Origin of the sequence: Flavobacterium sp. (genome assembly GCF_965284515.1) — a bacterium.
GTDB lineage: Bacteria > Bacteroidota > Bacteroidia > Flavobacteriales > Flavobacteriaceae > Flavobacterium.
Genome location: NZ_OZ260089.1, coordinates 1,372,558 through 1,393,134 on the forward strand (window position 1 = coordinate 1,372,558; position 20,577 = coordinate 1,393,134).

Genomic DNA, 20,577 nt, shown 5'->3' on the forward strand with positions numbered 1-20,577 from the left:
GTAGTTAAAAATTTTTAGTATGACTAGAGAAGAAAAATCAATCGCGATTGAAAATTTAACTGCAAAGTTAGCTGGTGTTAATGTTATTTATTTAGCTGATACATCTGGACTGAATGCAGCTACAACTTCAGATCTAAGAAGAGCTTGTTTTAAAGCAGGAATTAAATTAGAGGTTGTAAAAAATACTTTGCTTGAAAAAGCTATGGAAGCTTCTGAATCAAACTATGGTGATTTGCCAACAGTTTTAAAAGGAAATACTTCTATGATGATTGCAGAAACTGCAAATGGACCTGCAAAAATCATTAAAGATTTCCGTAAAAAAGGTCAAAAACCTCTTTTAAAAGGAGCTTTTATTAACTCTGAAATTTATATTGGTGATGATCAATTAGATACATTAGCAACTATTAAATCGAAAGAAGAGCTTATTGGAGAAATTATTGGATTACTTCAGTCGCCAATTCAAAGAGTTGTTTCTGCACTTCAAAACCAAACGGCTAAAGAAGAAATTGCAGAATAATTTACAAGAACGCACTTAATAAAAATTATATTTTACAAAATCATTAAAGATAGAAAAAATGGCAGATTTAAAACAATTCGCAGAGCAATTAGTTAACTTAACAGTTAAAGAAGTTAATGAATTAGCTACAATATTAAAAGATGAGTATGGTATCGAACCAGCTGCTGCAGCTGTAGTAGTTGCTGCTGGTGGTGCTGAAGGTGGTGCTGAAGCTCAAACTGAATTTACAGTTGTATTAAAAGAAGCTGGTGCTTCTAAATTAGCAGTAGTTAAAGCTGTTAAAGAATTAACAGGATTAGGTCTTAAAGAGGCTAAAGATATCGTTGATTCTGCTCCAACTAATGTAAAAGAAGGAGTTTCTAAAGATGAGGCTGAAGGTCTTAAAAAAGCTTTAGAAGAAGCAGGAGCTGTTGTTGAGCTTAAATAAGCTAAACTTAGTTTAAAAAACCAGGTTTAGGCCTTGAGATTGACTCTCAAAGGCCTAAACCATTTTGCGTATATTATGTTAATATGCGTTTCAATTTATTTTCTTAATAAAAATTTGTCCATAGATGATTGCTAATCAGACTGAAAGATTAAATTTTGCTTCAACAAAAAACATTCCAGATTATCCGGACTTTCTTGATATACAGGTAAAATCTTTTCAAGATTTTTTCCAACTAGAAACCAAATCTGATGAAAGAGGCAACGAAGGTCTCTATAATACCTTCATGGAAAATTTCCCAATTACAGATACAAGAAATAACTTTGTATTGGAATTCCTTGATTACTTTGTTGATCCACCACGTTATTCAATACAAGAGTGTATAGACAGAGGGTTAACTTATAGTGTACCATTAAAAGCTAGGCTTAAATTATATTGTACTGATCCAGAACATGAAGATTTTGAAACTATCGTTCAAGATGTTTATTTAGGAACAATACCTTACATGGCGCCAAGTGGAACTTTTGTAATTAATGGTGCTGAACGTGTAGTTGTATCTCAATTACATAGATCTCCAGGTGTATTCTTTGGACAATCTTTCCATGCAAATGGAACTAAGCTATATTCTGCAAGAGTTATTCCTTTTAAAGGTTCTTGGATTGAATTCGCTACAGATATCAATAGTGTAATGTACGCTTATATTGATAGAAAGAAAAAATTACCTGTAACAACTTTATTTAGAGCTATTGGTTTCGAAAGAGATAAAGATATACTTGAAATATTTGATCTTGCTGAAGAAGTTAAAGTTTCTAAAACAGGTTTAAAAAAATATATTGGACGAAGACTTGCAGCTCGTGTATTAAATACTTGGCATGAAGATTTCGTTGATGAAGATACTGGAGAAGTAGTTTCTATTGAAAGAAATGAAATTATCTTAGATCGTGATACGGTTTTAGATAAAGATAATGTTGAAGAAATTTTAGAAGCAGATGTGAAAACTATTCTTTTACACAAAGAAGATAATAATGCAGCTGACTATACTATTATCCACAATACACTTCAAAAAGATCCAACAAACTCTGAAAAAGAGGCTGTTGAACATATTTATAGACAATTACGTAATGCAGAACCGCCAGATGAGGAAACTGCAAGAGGTATTATTGATAAATTATTCTTCTCTGACCAACGTTACAACTTAGGTGAAGTAGGTCGTTATAGAATGAACAAAAAACTTGGTTTAGATATTGCTATGGATAAGCAAGTCTTAACTAAAGAAGATATTATTACAATAGTTAAGTACTTAATTGAATTAATCAACTCGAAAGCGGAGATTGATGATATTGATCACTTATCAAACCGTCGTGTAAGAACAGTTGGTGAACAACTTTCTTCACAATTTGGTGTTGGTTTAGCTCGTATGGCTAGAACTATTCGTGAGAGAATGAACGTTAGAGATAATGAAGTATTTACACCAATCGATTTGATTAATGCTAAGACTTTGTCTTCAGTGATTAATTCTTTCTTTGGAACAAATCAATTATCTCAATTTATGGATCAAACGAATCCATTAGCTGAGATTACTCATAAACGTCGTTTATCTGCACTTGGACCAGGAGGTTTATCTAGAGAGAGAGCTGGTTTCGAGGTTCGAGATGTTCACTATACTCATTACGGTCGTTTATGTCCTATTGAAACTCCAGAGGGACCAAACATTGGTCTGATTTCATCTTTAGGAGTTTATGCGAAAGTAAACGCAATGGGATTCATTGAAACTCCATACCGTAAAGTAGAAAATGGTGTTATTGATATAAATAGTACTCCAATTTACTTAAGCGCTGAAGAAGAAGAAGGTAAAATGATTGCTCAGGCTAATATTGAAATGGACGCTAAAGGTAAAATTTTAGCTGACAAAGTAATTGCTAGAGAAGAAGGAGATTTCCCAGTTGTTGATCCATCACAGGTTCATTATACTGACGTTGCTCCAAATCAAATTGCTTCTATTTCTGCATCTTTAATTCCATTCTTGGAGCATGATGATGCGAACAGAGCCTTGATGGGATCTAACATGATGCGTCAAGCTGTTCCTTTATTACGTCCAGAATCTCCAATTGTTGGAACTGGTTTAGAGAGACAAGTTGCTTCTGATTCAAGAGTATTAATTAATGCTGAAGGTGATGGAGTTGTAACTTATGTTGATGCAAACGAAATTACTATCAAATACGATAGAACTGACGCTGAGCGTTTAGTAAGTTTCGATGCTGATGACAAAACGTACAAGTTAATTAAATTTAGAAAAACAAATCAAAGTACAAGTATCAATTTAAAGCCTATCGTAAGAAAAGGCGATAGAGTTGTTAAAGGACAAGTACTTTGTGAAGGATATGCAACTCAAAAAGGAGAATTAGCTTTAGGTAGAAACTTAAAAGTTGCCTTTATGCCTTGGAAAGGGTATAACTTTGAGGATGCAATTGTAATTTCTGAAAAAGTAGTTCGTGATGATATTTTCACATCTATCCATATCGATGATTATTCATTAGAAGTTAGAGATACTAAATTAGGTAATGAAGAATTAACTAATGATATTCCTAACGTTTCTGAAGAAGCAACTAAAGATTTAGATGAGAATGGAATGATAAGAATTGGTGCAGAGGTTAAACCTGGCGATATTCTTATTGGTAAGATTACTCCAAAAGGAGAGTCTGATCCAACTCCAGAAGAAAAATTATTACGTGCAATCTTCGGTGATAAAGCTGGAGATGTTAAGGATGCTTCGTTAAAAGCTTCTCCATCATTACATGGAGTTGTTTTAGATAAAAAATTATTTGCTAAAGCAGTAAAAGATAAGCGTAAACGTTCTAAAGACAAAGAAGATATTGATAATCTTGAAACAGAATATCAAGTTAAATATAACGACTTAAAGGACGTTCTTGTAGAAAAATTATTTGCTATTGTAAATGGTAAAACTTCTCAAGGTGTTATGAATGATTTGGGTGAAGAAGTATTACCAAAAGGTAAGAAATATACTCAAAAAATGCTTAACTCAGTTGAAGATTTTGCTCACCTTACTAAAGGTCAATGGGCAACTGATGATGCTACAAACAAATTAGTAAACGACTTAATTCATAATTATAAAATTAAATTAAACGACCTTCAAGGTTGGTTAAGAAGAGAGAAGTTTACAATTACAGTTGGAGATGAGCTTCCAGCAGGAATATTAAAACTTGCAAAAGTTTATATTGCTAAAAAGCGTAAGCTTAAAGTTGGGGATAAAATGGCAGGGCGTCATGGTAACAAGGGTATTGTTGCAAGAATCGTTCGTCATGAAGATATGCCTTTCTTAGAAGATGGAACACCTGTGGATATAGTATTGAATCCACTTGGAGTACCTTCTCGTATGAACATTGGTCAAATTTATGAAACCGTTCTTGGTTGGGCTGGTCAAAAATTAGATAGAAAGTTTGCAACACCAATTTTTGATGGTGCTACATTAGATCAAATTAATGAATTTACTGATGAAGCTGGAATCCCAAGATTCGGTCACACGTATTTATATGATGGAGGAACAGGAGAACGTTTCCATCAACCAGCAACTGTAGGTGTAATTTACATGCTTAAATTAGGACATATGGTTGATGATAAGATGCATGCTCGTTCAATCGGACCGTACTCATTAATTACGCAACAGCCATTAGGAGGTAAAGCGCAGTTTGGAGGTCAACGTTTCGGAGAGATGGAGGTATGGGCTTTGGAGGCTTATGGTGCATCTAGTACATTAAGAGAAATCTTAACGGTTAAATCTGATGATGTAATTGGTAGAGCTAAAACTTACGAAGCAATCGTTAAAGGTGAAACAATGCCAGAACCGGGATTACCTGAATCATTCAATGTATTAATGCATGAATTAAAAGGTCTTGGTTTAGATATCAGATTAGAAGAATAATTAGTTTACAGTAATCAGTCTTTATTTATAAAGACTGATTACTATTTTATAAGTTTTTAAGATTTATACCCGTAAACCGTTCCGATTTTTTATATATATTATAATTAGCACTTCGCAACTAAAGTTGGAAGTTTAGAGAAGTAACCCGAGGTAGTAGTTTTATGTTTAACATAAAACAAAATCAATTTTTTAATTGCAAATAAATCAATAGTAAAAACTATGATGAATAATAGAAATAATAAAGACAAAAATCCCGTTAAGAGATTTAACAAAATTACGATAGGCTTAGCTTCTCCTGAATCAATTTTAGCAGAATCTAGAGGTGAGGTGTTAAAACCAGAAACTATTAACTATCGTACTCATAAACCAGAAAGAGATGGTCTTTTCTGTGAGCGTATATTCGGTCCGGTTAAAGATTATGAATGTGCTTGTGGAAAATACAAAAGAATCCGTTATAAAGGAATCGTTTGTGATCGATGTGGTGTTGAAGTTACTGAGAAAAAAGTACGTAGAGATAGAGTAGGTCATATCAATTTAGTTGTGCCTATTGCACACATCTGGTATTTCCGTTCTTTACCAAATAAAATAGGATATATTTTAGGCTTACCTTCTAAGAAATTAGACATGATTATCTACTACGAAAGATATGTAGTTATTCAGGCAGGTATTGCAAAAGGCCTTGAAGGTGAAGAATTAAAAAGATTAGATTTCTTAACTGAAGAAGAGTATTTAAATATTTTAGATACTATTCCTATGGAGAATCAATATTTAGATGATACTGATCCTAATAAATTCATCGCTAAAATGGGTGCTGAATGTATTATGGATTTATTAGCACGTATTAATTTAGACGAACTTTCTTACGAGTTACGTCATGCTGCTAATACTGAGACATCTAAGCAAAGAAAAACGGAAGCTTTAAAGAGATTGAATGTTGTTGAATCTTTCCGTGAAGCAAATAAAAACAGAGAAAATAATCCAGAATGGATGATTTTAAAAGCAATTCCGGTTATTCCACCAGAATTACGTCCTCTTGTGCCACTTGATGGTGGTCGTTTTGCTACTTCAGATTTAAATGATTTATACAGAAGAGTAATCATCCGTAACAATCGTTTAAAGAGATTAGTTGAAATTAAAGCTCCAGAAGTTATCTTAAGAAACGAAAAGCGTATGTTACAGGAATCTGTAGATTCGTTATTCGATAATACAAGAAAGGCTTCAGCTGTTAAAACTGAATCAAACAGACCATTAAAATCTTTATCAGATTCGTTAAAAGGTAAACAAGGTCGTTTCCGCCAAAACTTACTTGGTAAGCGTGTAGATTATTCTGCTCGTTCGGTAATTGTTGTTGGACCAGAATTAAAATTATTTGAATGTGGATTGCCAAAAGATATGGCAGCTGAATTATACAAACCTTTTGTTATTCGTAAATTAATAGAAAGAGGAATTGTAAAAACAGTTAAATCTGCTAAGAAAATTATAGATAAAAAAGAGCCAGTTGTATGGGATATCCTTGAGAATGTAATTAAAGGACATCCAGTAATGCTTAACCGTGCTCCTACGTTACACAGATTAGGTATTCAGGCATTCCAGCCCAAATTAATTGAAGGAAAAGCAATCCAGTTACACCCATTAGTATGTACGGCATTTAACGCCGATTTCGATGGTGACCAGATGGCAGTTCACTTACCATTAGGACCAGAAGCTATCTTAGAATGTCAATTATTAATGTTGGCATCTCATAATATCTTGAACCCTGCAAATGGCGCTCCAATTACGGTACCTTCTCAAGACATGGTTCTTGGTCTTTATTATATGACTAAAGAACGTTTGTCTGACGATACAAGAAAAATTAAAGGTGAAGGATTAACTTTCTATTCTGCTGAAGAGGTAAATATTGCTTTAAATGAAGGAAGATTAGAACTTAATGCTCGTATTAAAGTAAGAGCTAAAGATTTTAATGAAAATGGAGAATTAGTAAATAAAATTATTCAAACTACCGCAGGTAGAGTTTTATTTAATGAAGTTGTTCCAGAAGCAGCAGGTTATATCAATGAAGTTTTAACTAAGAAATCTTTACGTGATATTATTGGTAAAATTTTAGGAGTGACTAGTGTTCCAGTAACTGCAGAATTCTTAGATAATATCAAAAATATGGGTTATAAATTTGCCTTCCAAGGTGGTTTGTCTTTCTCATTAGGTGATATTAGAATTCCTGAACAAAAAGGAAAATTAATTGCTGATGCTCGTGCACAAGTTGATGGTATTTCTTTAAACTATAACATGGGTCTTATTACTAATAACGAACGTTATAACCAAGTTATTGATATTTGGACTTCTGCAAATGCTCAATTAACAGAATTAGCAATGAAAAATATTAGAGAAGACCAACAAGGGTTTAACTCGGTATATATGATGCTTGATTCTGGAGCAAGGGGATCTAAAGAACAAATTCGTCAGTTAACTGGTATGCGTGGATTAATGGCCAAGCCAAAAAAATCTACTGCTGGTGGTGGTGAAATTATTGAGAATCCAATTCTTTCTAACTTTAAAGAAGGTTTATCAATTCTTGAATACTTTATCTCTACTCACGGTGCTCGTAAAGGTCTTGCCGATACGGCTCTTAAAACTGCCGATGCAGGTTACTTAACCAGAAGATTACATGATGTATCTCAGGATGTTATTGTAAACTCTGTTGATTGTGGTACATTAAGAGGTGTAGAAGTTGAAGCTTTAAAGAAAAACGAGGAAATTGTTGAATCTTTAGGCGAAAGAATTTTAGGTCGTGTTACTTTAAATGATATAATCAATCCTTTAACTTCTGAAGTTATCGTTAAAGCAGGTGAAGAAATTAAAGAATCTTCTTTACAAGCAATTAATGAATCTCCATTAGAAAGAATTGAAGTTCGTTCACCATTAACATGTGAGGCAGAAAAAGGAATTTGTGCTAAGTGTTATGGAAGAAACCTTGCAACAGGTAAAATGACTCAAAAAGGTGAGGCAGTTGGAGTAATCGCTGCTCAATCTATTGGAGAGCCAGGTACACAGTTAACACTACGTACTTTCCACGTTGGAGGGGTTGCTGGAGGTATTTCTGAAGAATCAAGTATTGTAACTCGTTTTGCAGGTAAACTTGAAATTGAAGATTTAAAAACGGTTAAAAGTGAAGATGCTGATGGAAATACTGTTAATACTGTTATTTCTCGTTCAACTGAATTAAAATTAGTAGATTCTAAAACAGGAATTGTTTTAAATACACATAATATACCTTACGGTTCAAGTATCTTTGTTAAAGATGGTGATACTGTAGAAAAAGGAACAACTATTTGTAAATGGGATCCATATAATGGAGTTATTATTTCTGAATTTACAGGTAAAGTAGAATATGAAGATCTTAAGCAAGGAGAAACTTTCGCTGTAGAGATTGATGAACAAACTGGTTTCCAAGAAAAAGTAGTTTCTGAAGCTCGTAATAAAAAATTAATCCCAACATTACATATTTATGGTAAAGACGGTGAATTAATTCGTTCATACAACTTACCAGTAGGAGCTCACATGATGGTTGATGATGGAGAGAAAATTAAAGCAGGAAAAATTCTTGTTAAGATTCCTCGTCGTTCTTCTAAATCAAGTGATATTACAGGAGGTTTACCTAGAATTACTGAGTTGTTAGAAGCTCGTAATCCTTCAAACCCAGCTGTAGTTTCTGAAATTGATGGTGTTGTTACTTTTGGTAAAATTAAAAGAGGAAATAGAGAAATTGCAATTGAATCTAAGTTTGGTGATGTTAAGAAATACCTAGTTAAATTATCGAATCAAATTCTTGTACAAGAAAACGATTTTGTAAAAGCGGGTACTCCATTATCTGATGGCGCAATTACTCCAGTTGATATCTTAAATATTAAAGGACCTTCTGCAGTGCAACAATATCTAGTAAACGAAATTCAAGAAGTTTACCGTTTACAAGGTGTAAAAATTAACGATAAGCACTTTGAAGTAGTAATACGTCAAATGATGCGTAAAGTTAGAATTGTTGATCCAGGAGATACTTTATTATTAGAAGATCAATTAGCTCATACTAGAGACTTTATTGTTGAAAACGATAAATTATACGGTATGAAAGTTGTTGAAGATGCAGGAGATTCTGAAACACTTAAAGCAGGTCAAATTATATCACCACGTCAATTAAGAGATGAAAATTCTATCTTAAAACGTAACGATCAAAACTTGGCTGTAGCTAGAGATGTAATTCAAGCAACTGCAACTCCTGTTCTACAGGGTATTACAAGAGCTTCTTTACAAACTAAATCATTCATTTCTGCGGCATCGTTCCAGGAAACTACTAAAGTGTTAAACGAGGCTGCTGTTGCAGGTAAAATTGATACGTTAGAAGGATTGAAAGAAAATGTAATTGTAGGACATAGAATCCCTGCCGGAACTGGTATGAGAGATTATGATGATATAATTGTAGGTTCTAAAGAAGAATTCAATGAATTAATGGCTGCTAAAGAAGAATTTAATTATTAATATTCATCTTTAAGCTTTCAAAATAACTTAAAAGCCTAACAGATGTTTTCTGTTAGGCTTTTTTAAAACAACTAATTATGGAAAATAACAACCCACAAGGACAAATTAACATTGAATTAGATGAAAAAACGGCTGAAGGAATTTATTCTAACTTAGCTATTATAAATCATTCAAATAGTGAGTTTGTTTTGGATTATGTTTCAATTATGCCTGGAGCTCCAAAAGCGAAGGTGAAATCGAGAATTATTTTAACGCCTCAACACGCTAAAAGATTATTAAAAGCATTAGCTGAAAATATTCAACGATTTGAAACTGCTCATGGAGAGATTAAAGAAGGTGATCAACCACACATTCCGCTTAATTTTGGTCCAACAGGTCAAGCTTAATAAAATAAAGTCTCGCAATTCGCGCGACTTTTTTATTTTTGTATAAATTATACATTATGCAATTCATTTTAGCAAATCCATCACATTTAAGCATTATTAAAGATTTAGCTTATGCTATTTGGCCTTCTACTTATGGTGAAATTCTTTCACAAGAGCAATTGACATATATGTTGAGCATGTTCTACTCTGAAACGGCTTTAAAGCAGCAAATGGAGGAAAAGAAACATGTTTTTTATATAGCAGTGAATAATGATGACAAAAATGTAGGTTTTGTATCTTATGAAATAAACTGCGAACCTCAAAAAACGAAAATTCATAAAATTTATGTTTTGCCAGAAACACAAGGAACTGGAGTTGGAAAATTACTTTTTAACCTAGTTATAGAAAAAGCGAAAGAAAATAACCAAAAAACGGTTTACCTAAATGTAAATAAATATAATAATGCTAAGTTGTTTTACGAAAAACTTGGCTTTGTAATTACTATAGAAGAAGTAATTGATATTGGTAACAATTATATTATGGATGATTATGTAATGGAAATTGAAGTTAATTAATTTTATGAGATGTTTATTCCTTCTATTTTTTATTTCATCTAGCTTATTTTCTCAAGAATTTAAGTCAGATTACTTTGATTATCACAATCAGATTAATAAAGCTGAAAATTTTTATTTTATAGAGAAAAATGTAGATAGTGCATTATTCTATTATAATAAAACTTTTAAAGAGTTTGATTTTATTTTTGTTAGGGATATTCTTACTTCTATTCAAATTGCTAGTTTCGAGAACAAACCTTTTGATCAATACATATTTTTGGGTTTTTCCAATGGATTGAAAATAGAGCATTTGAAGTCCATTCCATTAGTAGAGAAGTATTATTTTAAAAACAAAACAAACAAAAAAGTAATTGATTTATTTAAGACTAATAGAGATAAGTATTTAAAAAGGATAAATGTAGACTACTTAGATTTTATTTATAACCTTTCTATTAATGATCAGATTGACAAACATAAGGAAAGGAAAATTTATAAAGGAAAAATTAAATATTCTATTACCTTAATAGAAAAAAAAATAATTCAATACGGTTTTCCAGGGGAAAAATTATTAGGAATTTCCGATTCTACAATTTTTAAAGACCTTAATTCTAATAAATTAGATTTCTATGCTCGAGTAAAAAAAATTGATAGATTTAATAAAGTTATAGGTTATTTTAATTTAGAAGAAGCAGAAATGTGTCTTAAATTACCTTATTTAATATTTGTTCATCAATTTGATTCTTATAGTAGATATAGTGATTATTGGATTACTGAAATAAAAAAGGGCAATGTACATCCAAGAGTTGTTGGAATGCTTCACGATAACACTTATCGTTGTTCATTTTGTTCAACTAAGAAACTAAAAGGTTATTTTGGTAATAATATTTTCACAACTTATCATAATAATTTATGGGATATCAAAAAAATAAACAAAAATAGAAAGTCTCTATATATAAATTCTTTTGAGGTTGATTTGATGAAAAAAGAGTATGAAACTAAACATAATTTTATATTTAGTTATGGATTATTTCACCATAGATAGTTATCTATTCCTCTCTCCATAGTTTCTACTTCCTGTAAATTTAGCTTTATTACTTGGGAAACTTGCTTCTTCGGTTTTACTAGAATCTGAAATTAAAGAATTCAACTCTTCTAATTCACTTGGTGTTAGATTTCTATATTTTCCAACAGGTAAATCTAACTTAATATTTATAATACGAGTTCTTTTTAAGGCCACAACATCATAATCTAAATATTCGCACATTCTACGAATTTGACGATTTAAACCTTGTGTTAATACAATTCTAAATACATTATTGCTTATGCGTTCCACTTTACATTTACGAGTAACGGTATCTAGAATAGGGATTCCGTTGCTCATTTGGTCAATAAATCGGTCGGTTATTGTTCTGTTTACAGTAACGACATATTCTTTTTCGTGATTGTTTCTTGCACGAAGAATTTTGTTTACAATATCTCCGTCATTAGTCATAAAAATTAATCCTTCACTTCCTTTGTCTAATCGACCAATAGGAAAAATACGTTCAGGATAATTAATAGCTTCAATAATATTATCGCGAACATCTAAATTGGTAGTGCACTCAATTCCCTCAGGTTTATTGTATGCTAAATAAATATGTTGGTCTTTTTTTTCTTTAATTAATTCGCCATTTACACGCACTTCATCAGTGGGACTAATTTTTGTACCCATTTCTGGTACAACACCATTTATGGTAACTCTTCCTTGGTCGATTAGCTTATCGGCTTCTCTACGCGAACAGTAACCGCTTTCTGATAAAAATTTATTGATGCGAACTAAATTGTTTTCCATGGTACAAAGATATGGAAATATAAATTCTGTTTTTTCAATTGAATTATTATATTTGGTAAAAATATTTTTATGCGAATTTTAGTTTGTTTTTTTCTTTTTTCTTCAATTTCAATAGCTCAGAGCAAGATTGAAGTAAAGATGGATAATGTTGTTAATGATTCATTATTGTTGGTTAATGAAGATTATTTTTATTTTCAATCTTTAGACTTTTATAAAGAAATTAAAAAAGAAGTAGTTGAAGTTTATAAAGGTATACCAGCTAATGATTCAATTCGATTTTTAGGTTATTTTGAAGACCCTGTTCAGTTAATGTATGATTTGGTAAAGTCTAATAAGTTTGAAAAAGAAACTATGCTTCAGTACTTCTCTGGTTGGAAAGTTGATACTTTAAAATTATCACAAACAAAAATAAACCAAGGGTTGATTATTGCAGTTGGTTTTAAAGGAAATAAACAATTCATCGTTGGAGATTTTGATAGAAATAAAGATTTTTCGAATGATAAATTAATTTGGTTTGATAGAGAATTTCGAAATAATTCTGTTTTAAAAAAAGAGGTAATCTCTAAATTCCCATCTTTTTCCTATAAGTATGAAGTATTTAAAAGCGGGAGAATATTTGAGCGTGAAATGGAAATAGTTTTATACCCTTCAAAGATTAACGCGCCAATAGGAGATGGCGGAAAGTATGAAATGGAATATTCAACAAAATTCGGGTATAAAAATTACTGGAAAGGTAATTTAGTCCTTAATGGTGAATCCATAGATGTTTATTTAAAACCAGGTTCATTGATAATTAAGCCAACAGATATTTTATTTAGTAAATCAGATGTTATTTTTAACAGTCAATTTAATTATAGAGTCACTGATATAATTAATATAAATGAGAAGAAATTAAAAATTGAAAGTTTTGAACCGGATTTGTCTGCAATGTATTTGACTGAAATACTAGATGAACAAAAGAATTTAAAACTTGTTGTTGGGAATGAGATTAATGATTTTGATTATATAGACGTCTTTGATAAGGAAATCAATCTACATGAATTTTTAAATAAAAAAGATTTTGCTTTAATTGAATATTGGGGAACTTGGTGTGGACCTTGTGTTCAATTAGCGCCTAAGTTAAAAGAAATTGAAGAAAAATATTCTGATATATTAAGTATGCTAGGTATAGCAGTAGATAAAGAAAAACAGGTAGTTTTAAAATATTTAAAAAAGAAAAAAATTAATTGGCAACAACTTTTTGTTGATATAAACAATAAGCCAGAATTTATATTAAATCATGAAATTAAAGTTTATCCAACTTTTATTTTAGTGAATAAAAAAAGAGAAATTATTTATATTGGCGGTGCAGAATTGTTAGATAAATTAGATGAGTTTATTAAATAAAAAAATCCCGCTATTGCAGGATTTTAAATTTTTATATAAAATTGGAATTACATTTTTGCAAATATTTTTTCCATTTTTTCTCTTTCTTCTTCAGCAAGAACGTTGTCTACTAAAATACGTCCACTGTGCTCATCAGTTAAAACTTTCTTACGACCCGCAATTTCCATTTGAGTTTGTGGCGGAATAGTAAAGAATGAACCTGCAGAAGCTCCTCTTTCGATAGATACAACAGCTAAACCGTTTCTTACACTTCCTCTAATTCTTTTGTAAGCAGCTAATAAACGCTCTTCAATTTTACCTTGATATTCTTCAGATTTTTTGTTTAAGAAATCTTCTTCTTTCTCAGTTTCAGACATAATATCGCTTAATTCAGCTTTTTTATGTTTTAAATGCTGTTGTTTTGCATCAAGTCTTTCTTTAGATTGATCTAAAACTTCTTTTTTATGCTCAATTGAAGCTTTCATTTCACGAATGTGTTTTTCAGCCAATTGAATTTCTAATTCTTGGAATTCAACTTCTTTAGTTAAAGAGTTAAATTCTCTATTATTACGAACATTTTTTTGTTGCTCTAAATATTTTTTGATAGCAGCTTTGTGCTCATCAATCGCATTTTTCTTTTCCTTAATTTGAGTATCTATGATATCTAAATCTCCTTTAAGTTTATCTAAACGGATAGTTAAGCCAGCTACTTCATCTTCTAAATCATCTACCTCTAAAGGTAGTTCACCTCTTACGTTACGAATTTCGTCAATTTTTGAATCGATTAATTGTAATGAATAAAGTGTTCTTAACTTATCTTCTACGCTTAGTTCTTTTGTCTTTGCCATACTAAAAATATTGAACAGGATTAGTGTTTTCTTCTGATAAAATGATTGCAAAATTAGTGATTTTTTCTTTAAGATAATCTAAAATATAATTTTTTGTATATCTTTCACTTTCAAAATGACCAATATCAGCTAGAAGTAGTTGGTTTTCAGCTTCATAGAATTGATGGTATTTTAAATCAGCAGTCAAGTAAGCATCTGCACCAGCATGTAATGCGTTTTTAATGGCATAGCTTCCTGAACCTCCTAAAACAGCAACTTTCTTTATTTTTTTTCCTAATAAAGCACTATGTCTAATTCCTCCACATTGCATTTTGGTTTTTACTAAAGACAAAAAGTCTTCTTCGGATAGCCCTTCATTAAATTCTCCTATCATTCCTAATCCAATATTTTGATGCTTATTTTTGGTTTCATAAATTTCATAAGCTACTTCTTCATATTCATGATTGGTAAATAATGCTTTTAGAATCTTATTTTCTAAATGTCTTTCAAAAGTTACTTCAATTTTAATTTCTTTTGCTTGAACAAATTCAAATCTTGAACCTATTTTTGGATTACTTTCTTCATTGCCAGAATAAGTTCCTATTCCTTCCGAATTAAAGCTACAATTTTCATAATTTCCTATCTGACCTGCACCTGCGTCAAAAAGGGCATTTCTTAGATGTATTTCGTTTTCTGGAATAGTATAAGTGACTAGTTTTCGAATGAAATTTTCTTTTGGAATTAAAATTTTTGTGTTTTGTAAGCCAAGAGCATCGCAAAAAATCTTGTTGACCCCTTTTTTATGGTTGTCTAAAGCAGTATGCAGTGCATAAATGGCAATGTCATTTTTTATAGCTTTAATAATGGCTCTTTCAACATAATTTTTACCTGTTATTTTCTTTACTCCTGAAAATAAAATAGGATGGAAGCAAACAACTAAATTGCAGTTTTTAGCTATAGCTTCATCAATTACATTTTCTAAAGCGTCATGACAAACAAGAATTCCATTTATAACTGCGTTGTTATTACCCACTAATAACCCTACGTTGTCAAAGTCTTCTGCATAAGCGAGAGGAGCAAGTTCTTCTAAAACGGAAGTGATTTCTTGTAGTTTCATGTTCAATAGATTTAACCAGAATAGGTTTTATTTTATTCAAAGATAAAAAAACGCTACTTTCGTACTATGAATTTCTTAAGAAAAATACTTTTTCCGGTTGCTTTTGTTTACTGGATTGTTACTTGGATGCGTAATTTTTTTTACGATAAGCAAGTTTTTAAAAGTAAATCGTTTGATTTACCAATAATTGCTGTAGGTAACTTAAGTGTTGGTGGTACAGGAAAAACACCTCAAATTGAGTATTTAATTCGCTTATTACAAGATCAGTTTAATGTTGCAACATTAAGTCGCGGTTATAAAAGAGAAACGAATGTTTTTGTATTAGCGAATACTTCTACAACTGTTCAAGAGTTAGGCGACGAACCCTTTCAGTTTTTTACCAAATTTCCGAAAATAAAAGTTGCTGTTGATGCTAATAGGATCAATGGAATTAACCAGCTTTTAAGATTAGATGATAACCCAGATGTTATATTGTTAGATGATGCTTTTCAGCATAGAAAAGTAAAAGCGGGATTTTATATTCTATTGACTACTTATTCAGAATTATTTTGTGATGATTTTATATTACCTTTTGGAAGTTTACGTGAACCGAGTTCAGGTAAAAAAAGAGCAAATATGATAATTGTCACTAAATGTCCGAATGATATTTCCGAACTTGCCATGAGTGAAATTAAGGAGAAATTAGATGTTGAAGTCCCTGTTTTTTTTAGTAAAATTGAATATGATGAATTAGTATATTCAGAAATAAAACCAATTAGAACATCCGATATAAAACAAGCTCAAAAAACAATTATTACAGGCATAGCAAAACCATTTCCTTTTATAAGTCACTTAAAGAAAGAAGATGATTTGGTTTTACGGTTTTCAGACCATCATAATTTTACTGAAAAAGAGATCGACAACATTAAAAAAGTATCTAAAAACAATGCAATTATTACAACAGAAAAAGACTTTATGCGATTAAAAGGAAGTTTGTCTAAAGAACAACTTTTCTACTTACCCATTAAGAGTGTTTTTCTTAAAGATGCTGATGTTTTAGATAAAATAATTTTAGATTATGTGGGAAAAAGTAGTAGAAACAGTTGAATTTATTCAAGGAGCAGTTAAATACACACCAGATTATGGTGTCATTTTAGGTTCTGGATTAGGAGGCTTTGTAAACGATATTGAAGTTGAGTATAAATTAGATTATAAGGATATACCTAATTTTCCTATTTCTACAGTTGAAGGTCACGAAGGTGCCTTGCTTTTTGGGTCAATAGGAAGCAAGAAGGTTATGGCTATGCAAGGTCGCTTTCATTTCTATGAAGGGTATGATATGAAGCAAGTTACTTTTCCTGTAAGAGTTATGAAGCAATTAGGTATTGAAAAATTGGTTGTTTCAAATGCTTCAGGAGGTGTAAATCCTTCATTTAAAGTTGGCGATGTTATGTTGATTACAGATCATATTAATATGATGCCAGAACATCCTTTAAGGGGTAGTAATGATGTGCGTTTTGGGCCACGATTTGTAAATATGAGTGAGCCTTATTCTAAAGATATGAATACTCAGATTAGGAAGGTTGCTCGAGAATTTAATATTGATTTAAAAGAGGGTGTTTATTTAGCTTTACAAGGTCCTACTTTTGAAACTTTAGCAGAATATAGAATGGTTAAGGCTGTTGGTGCAGACTGCGTGGGAATGTCAACTGTTCCAGAGATTATTGTTGCAAAGCACATGGGTATGGACTGTATAGGTGTTTCTATTATTACAGATATGGGAGATGAGGATAATATTGAAGAGGTGAATCATCACGAAGTATTAGAAGCTGCAAAACAGGCAGAGCCAATCGTTAGAAAATTAATAAAAGAATTTATCCTTTCTTATTAGTTAGATATTCTGTTACAATTTCATAAAATTTTTCGGGTAAGAAAGGTTTGGTTATAACTTCATTCATACCATACGATAGTAACATCTCTCTATTTTCATTTAATGAAATTGCTGTTAAAGCAATTATTGGAACTGTTGAATTAAATTTTCTAATTTCTTCAGTTGCTTCTGTACCATTTATTCCTGGTAAATGAACATCCATTAAAATTAAATCGTATGAGTTGTCTCTCATGTGCTCAATCGCTTCTTCTCCATTATCAATAATTACACAAGAAATATTTTTCTTTTCTAACATTTTTTGAGTAATCATTTGATTTATCTTATTGTCTTCAACTAATAATATTTTTTTATTAGAAGTTTCAAATTCGACAGTTGGTTTTAAGTTTTCAATTTCTTTAGAAATTTCATTGGCCTTTTTAAAAGGAATAGAAAAGCTAAATGTACTTCCGTTTTTTCCATCGCTATTTAGCTTAATTTGAGAACCCATTATTTCAAGAATTTTCTTAACAATAGATAATCCAAGACCAGTACCTCCATACGTTCGGTTGATTTCAACTGAGCCTTGACTAAAACTATCAAAAATTCCATCTTGTTTGTCTAAAGGAATTCCTATTCCATTATCTTTAATTTCAAAGAAAAGAATTGCTTCTTCTTTAGTTTCAAAAGGTTTATTTATAGTAATCCAAACTTTTCCGTTTTTACTAAATTTAATAGCATTATTTAAGAGGTTTATTAATACTTGAGAAAGTTTTGTTGGGTCACCAATTAAATTGTGATTAATTGAATTATCAATTTCTATATGAAAGTCAACATTGTTTTCTGATATAAATTCGTTAAATGAAGTTTTAATATTATCAACCAATTCAATAATATTGAAGTTAATTTCTTCATTTAAAACCTTGTTTGATTCTAAACGATTGATTTCTAAAATATCATTTATGAAATTTAATAAATAGTTTCCTGAAAACTCTAATGATTTTAAATATTGAATTTGACTTGCTTTTGGCTTTTCTTGTAATAGGAGGTAAGTTATTCCATTTATAGCATTTAGTGGAGTTCTTAATTCGTGGCTTACTGTTGCTAAAAATTTAGAACGCGCTTTTGACGCAAGTTCTACTTTTTCTTTTTGAGCAATTAATTCTTTGTTTTTATTTTTTAATAGTTTGTTTGTGCTTATTCTTATTTTATTGTTTTTGTATAAAGATAAACTCAATAATGAAAGAATAGATATTAAAGCAATACTTAGAATGCTAATTAATTTTGAAAAACGCAAAGTTCTTTGTTGGCTCTTTTTTTCTTTGTCTAATTGTTCAATAGTTTGAAGTTGTTTGTCAAATTTAATTTCATCAAAAGTGTTTTCTGAAATTAAGTTATTGAAATTACTGCCAATAGAGTCTAGGATTATTGCATACTCTTCTAAATAAAAATTTGCTTTTTCAAACTTATTTATGCTCTTATATACTTTGCTGAGTTCTTTTATAGTTTTTATTTCGAGCGAATTATTCTTATTTCCAGCTCTGTTGGTTTTTAATGCAGTTTCAAAATATTGAATTGATTTATCAGTATTTTTTTTTATGAAAGCAATTTGTCCTAATTGAAAAAAAGCTTCTACTTTAGTGTCAATAAAATCTTCATTTACAACGTCAATAATTATTTTTTGAAAAATATTTTCAGCTTCTACAAAATTATTTTTCTTCTTTTCAATAATTCCTTTTTGAAGATTGATTAAATCAATTGCATCTGTAAAATTAAATTGTTTGTATAGTTGAGCTGATTTATTAAAATAAATTTCAGAAAGGTCTGTTTTGTTTTTAATCAAATAGCAATTTCCTAGATTATAGTAAGCTAAAGCTAAGTTTGTACTTTTTTCTTTGTTGTTATAATGATTTATACTCCTTATAAAGTTTTCAATTGCGATATCTGTTTTATTCAAATCAAAATGTACACTACCTAAGACTAAATAACAATCACCAAGCTTTTCATTTAAATTATTTTCTTTTGCATATTCAATTGCTTTTTCAGAATAAATAATTGCTTTGTTGAAAGATTTTTTATCGTCTTTATTAAAAATAGCTACTTCCAAAAAATAATCTACACTATCATTTATTTTAGTGTTTTCTTTGTATAGAGATTTCGAATAACCTAAAGAAGTTAAAAATAAAAGAGCGAATAAATATCCTTTAATTTGCAATGCTAATGGATTTAAGTAAAAAATAATAATGTATAAATATAAAAATTATTTTTTGGAGATGAAGCTAATTAAGTCAATTAATCTTGAAGAGTATCCAATTTCGTTATCATACCAACCTACTACTTTTACCATATTGTCAATTACACTAGTTAATTGAGAGTCAAATAAGCATGAATTTTTATTTCCAATAATATCTACTGATACAATTGGATCTTCTGTATAAGCTAAAATTCCTGACAGTTCATTTTCAGATGCTTTTTTAAAAGCGTTGTTTATTTCTTTAATAGTTACTTTTTCTTTTAAATTAAAGGTGATATCAGTTAAAGATCCGTCTGGTACAGGAACACGTATTCCACATCCACCTATTTTTCCTTCTAAATCTGGAAAAATTTTAGTTATTGCTTTTGCTGCTCCGGTTGTGGTAGGAACAATAGATTGTGATGCTCCTCGTGCTCTTCTTAAGTCTTTATGCGGTTGATCATGTAAACTTTGATCAGTTGTATAAGAATGTATAGTTGTAATGTAGGCTTGCTGTATTTCTCCTAAAGATTGCATTACTTTTATCATGGGTGCAGCATTATTAGTAGTGCAACTTGCATTAGAAATAATAATTTCAGAACCATCTAAAATGCTTTCGTTGATTCCCATGACAACGGTTTTAATTGTCTCGTCTTCAGAAGGAGCAGAAAGAATTACTTTTTTTGCACCTGCAACAATATGTTGGTTGGCTAATTCATAAGTTTTAAATTTTCCCGTTGCTTCAATGACAATATCAATATTTAATGTTTTCCAATCTAAATTAGAAATTTCACTTTCGTGGAAAAATAAATATTCTTTTTTGTCAACTATAATAGATGAGTTTGTAAAACTTACTTCATAAGGTAAAACACCATGAATACTATCATATTTGGTTAGATGACTCATTGTTTTGTTGTCGGCAATATCATTTATTACCACAACTTCAATAGCAGGATGATTAAGTAATAGTCGGAATAAATTTCGACCTATTCTTCCGTAACCGTTTATTGCTATTCTTGTTTTGTTCATTT

The 20,577-nt window shown here is 30.6% G+C and carries 15 protein-coding genes; 10 read left to right on the top strand and 5 right to left on the bottom strand.

Annotated features, from left to right (window positions below):
- Positions 1-19 precede the first annotated feature (19 nt).
- From rplJ to ACQ65T_RS06290, 7 genes are all read left to right on the top strand, one after another.
- Positions 20-517, top strand: a complete 498-nt coding sequence (gene rplJ, locus ACQ65T_RS06260; protein WP_430400227.1) for a 50S ribosomal protein L10 — start codon at positions 20-22, stop codon at positions 515-517.
- A 58-nt stretch (positions 518-575) separates the two neighbouring features.
- On the top strand, positions 576-944 hold the full coding sequence (gene rplL, locus ACQ65T_RS06265) for a 50S ribosomal protein L7/L12 (protein ID WP_430400228.1): 369 nt from the start codon (positions 576-578) through the stop codon (positions 942-944).
- 124 nt (positions 945-1,068) lie between these two features.
- Positions 1,069-4,881, top strand: coding sequence for a DNA-directed RNA polymerase subunit beta (gene rpoB, locus ACQ65T_RS06270; RefSeq protein ID WP_430400229.1), 3,813 nt, complete (start codon positions 1,069-1,071; stop codon positions 4,879-4,881).
- Between the two features lie 219 nt (positions 4,882-5,100).
- The gene (gene rpoC / locus ACQ65T_RS06275; protein WP_430400230.1) at positions 5,101-9,408 is read left to right on the top strand and encodes a DNA-directed RNA polymerase subunit beta'; all 4,308 of its coding nucleotides are present in this window, start codon (positions 5,101-5,103) and stop codon (positions 9,406-9,408) included.
- Positions 9,409-9,485: 77 nt separating this feature from the next.
- Positions 9,486-9,794 (top strand): DUF3467 domain-containing protein, encoded by a 309-nt coding sequence (locus ACQ65T_RS06280; RefSeq protein WP_430400231.1) that lies wholly within the window; start codon positions 9,486-9,488, stop codon positions 9,792-9,794.
- A gap of 56 nt (positions 9,795-9,850) precedes the next feature.
- Entirely contained in the window at positions 9,851-10,348 is a 498-nt protein-coding gene (locus ACQ65T_RS06285; protein ID WP_430400232.1) for a GNAT family N-acetyltransferase, read from the top strand.
- 4 nt (positions 10,349-10,352) lie between these two features.
- Positions 10,353-11,369 (top strand): hypothetical protein, encoded by a 1,017-nt coding sequence (locus ACQ65T_RS06290; RefSeq protein ID WP_430400233.1) that lies wholly within the window; start codon positions 10,353-10,355, stop codon positions 11,367-11,369.
- On the opposite strand, the gene rluF is transcribed toward ACQ65T_RS06290, so the two are convergent.
- Positions 11,370-12,158, bottom strand: a complete 789-nt coding sequence (gene rluF / locus ACQ65T_RS06295; RefSeq protein ID WP_430400234.1) for a 23S rRNA pseudouridine(2604) synthase RluF — start codon at positions 12,156-12,158, stop codon at positions 11,370-11,372. It abuts the gene before it with no gap.
- Positions 12,159-12,227: 69 nt separating this feature from the next.
- On the opposite strand from rluF, the gene ACQ65T_RS06300 reads away from it, so the two are divergent.
- Complete coding sequence (locus ACQ65T_RS06300; protein ID WP_430400235.1) at positions 12,228-13,544, top strand: TlpA family protein disulfide reductase; 1,317 nt, start codon at positions 12,228-12,230, stop codon at positions 13,542-13,544.
- 47 nt (positions 13,545-13,591) lie between these two features.
- On the opposite strand, the gene ACQ65T_RS06305 is transcribed toward ACQ65T_RS06300, so the two are convergent.
- Together ACQ65T_RS06305 and ACQ65T_RS06310 are read right to left on the bottom strand one after the other, a co-directional pair.
- Positions 13,592-14,371 carry a zinc ribbon domain-containing protein gene (locus ACQ65T_RS06305; protein WP_430400236.1) on the bottom strand — a complete coding sequence of 260 codons (780 nt, stop codon included), beginning with the start codon at positions 14,369-14,371 and terminating at the stop codon, positions 13,592-13,594.
- A 1-nt stretch (position 14,372) separates the two neighbouring features.
- Entirely contained in the window at positions 14,373-15,467 is a 1,095-nt protein-coding gene (locus ACQ65T_RS06310; protein WP_430400237.1) for a Nif3-like dinuclear metal center hexameric protein, read from the bottom strand.
- Positions 15,468-15,533: 66 nt separating this feature from the next.
- Here ACQ65T_RS06310 and lpxK point away from each other — a divergent pair, with 66 nt between their 5' ends.
- Both lpxK and ACQ65T_RS06320 read left to right on the top strand, forming a co-directional pair.
- Complete coding sequence (lpxK, locus tag ACQ65T_RS06315; RefSeq protein ID WP_430400238.1) at positions 15,534-16,553, top strand: tetraacyldisaccharide 4'-kinase; 1,020 nt, start codon at positions 15,534-15,536, stop codon at positions 16,551-16,553.
- On the top strand, positions 16,525-17,337 hold the full coding sequence (locus ACQ65T_RS06320) for a purine-nucleoside phosphorylase (RefSeq protein ID WP_430400239.1): 813 nt from the start codon (positions 16,525-16,527) through the stop codon (positions 17,335-17,337). Before lpxK ends, ACQ65T_RS06320 begins: the two co-directional genes overlap by 29 nt.
- Here ACQ65T_RS06320 and ACQ65T_RS06325 read toward each other — a convergent pair.
- Positions 17,321-19,528: an ATP-binding protein gene (locus ACQ65T_RS06325; RefSeq protein ID WP_430400240.1), complete on the bottom strand. Its 2,208-nt coding sequence runs from the start codon at positions 19,526-19,528 to the stop codon at positions 17,321-17,323. The two genes, ACQ65T_RS06320 and ACQ65T_RS06325, sit on opposite strands and share 17 nt — an antisense overlap.
- A 45-nt stretch (positions 19,529-19,573) precedes the next feature.
- Positions 19,574-20,575: a type I glyceraldehyde-3-phosphate dehydrogenase gene (gene gap / locus ACQ65T_RS06330; protein WP_430400241.1), complete on the bottom strand. Its 1,002-nt coding sequence runs from the start codon at positions 20,573-20,575 to the stop codon at positions 19,574-19,576.
- Between the last annotated feature and the right edge of the window lie 2 nt (positions 20,576-20,577).

Bases quoted from the DNA above. Each gene is read 5' to 3' on its own strand.
- ACQ65T_RS06320 (WP_430400239.1), top strand. From the start codon at position 16,525: ATGTGGGAAAAAGTAGTAGAAACAGTTGAATTTATTCAAGGAGCAGTT.
- lpxK (WP_430400238.1), top strand. From the start codon at position 15,534: ATGAATTTCTTAAGAAAAATACTTTTTCCGGTTGCTTTTGTTTACTGG.
- rplJ (WP_430400227.1), top strand. From the start codon at position 20: ATGACTAGAGAAGAAAAATCAATCGCGATTGAAAATTTAACTGCAAAG.
- rluF (WP_430400234.1), bottom strand. From the start codon at position 12,158: ATGGAAAACAATTTAGTTCGCATCAATAAATTTTTATCAGAAAGCGGT.
- gap (WP_430400241.1), bottom strand. From the start codon at position 20,575: ATGAACAAAACAAGAATAGCAATAAACGGTTACGGAAGAATAGGTCGA.
- ACQ65T_RS06305 (WP_430400236.1), bottom strand. From the start codon at position 14,371: ATGGCAAAGACAAAAGAACTAAGCGTAGAAGATAAGTTAAGAACACTT.
- rpoC (WP_430400230.1), top strand. From the start codon at position 5,101: ATGATGAATAATAGAAATAATAAAGACAAAAATCCCGTTAAGAGATTT.
- ACQ65T_RS06300 (WP_430400235.1), top strand. From the start codon at position 12,228: ATGCGAATTTTAGTTTGTTTTTTTCTTTTTTCTTCAATTTCAATAGCT.
- ACQ65T_RS06285 (WP_430400232.1), top strand. From the start codon at position 9,851: ATGCAATTCATTTTAGCAAATCCATCACATTTAAGCATTATTAAAGAT.
- ACQ65T_RS06280 (WP_430400231.1), top strand. From the start codon at position 9,486: ATGGAAAATAACAACCCACAAGGACAAATTAACATTGAATTAGATGAA.
- rplL (WP_430400228.1), top strand. From the start codon at position 576: ATGGCAGATTTAAAACAATTCGCAGAGCAATTAGTTAACTTAACAGTT.
- rpoB (WP_430400229.1), top strand. From the start codon at position 1,069: ATGATTGCTAATCAGACTGAAAGATTAAATTTTGCTTCAACAAAAAAC.
- ACQ65T_RS06310 (WP_430400237.1), bottom strand. From the start codon at position 15,467: ATGAAACTACAAGAAATCACTTCCGTTTTAGAAGAACTTGCTCCTCTC.
- ACQ65T_RS06290 (WP_430400233.1), top strand. From the start codon at position 10,353: ATGAGATGTTTATTCCTTCTATTTTTTATTTCATCTAGCTTATTTTCT.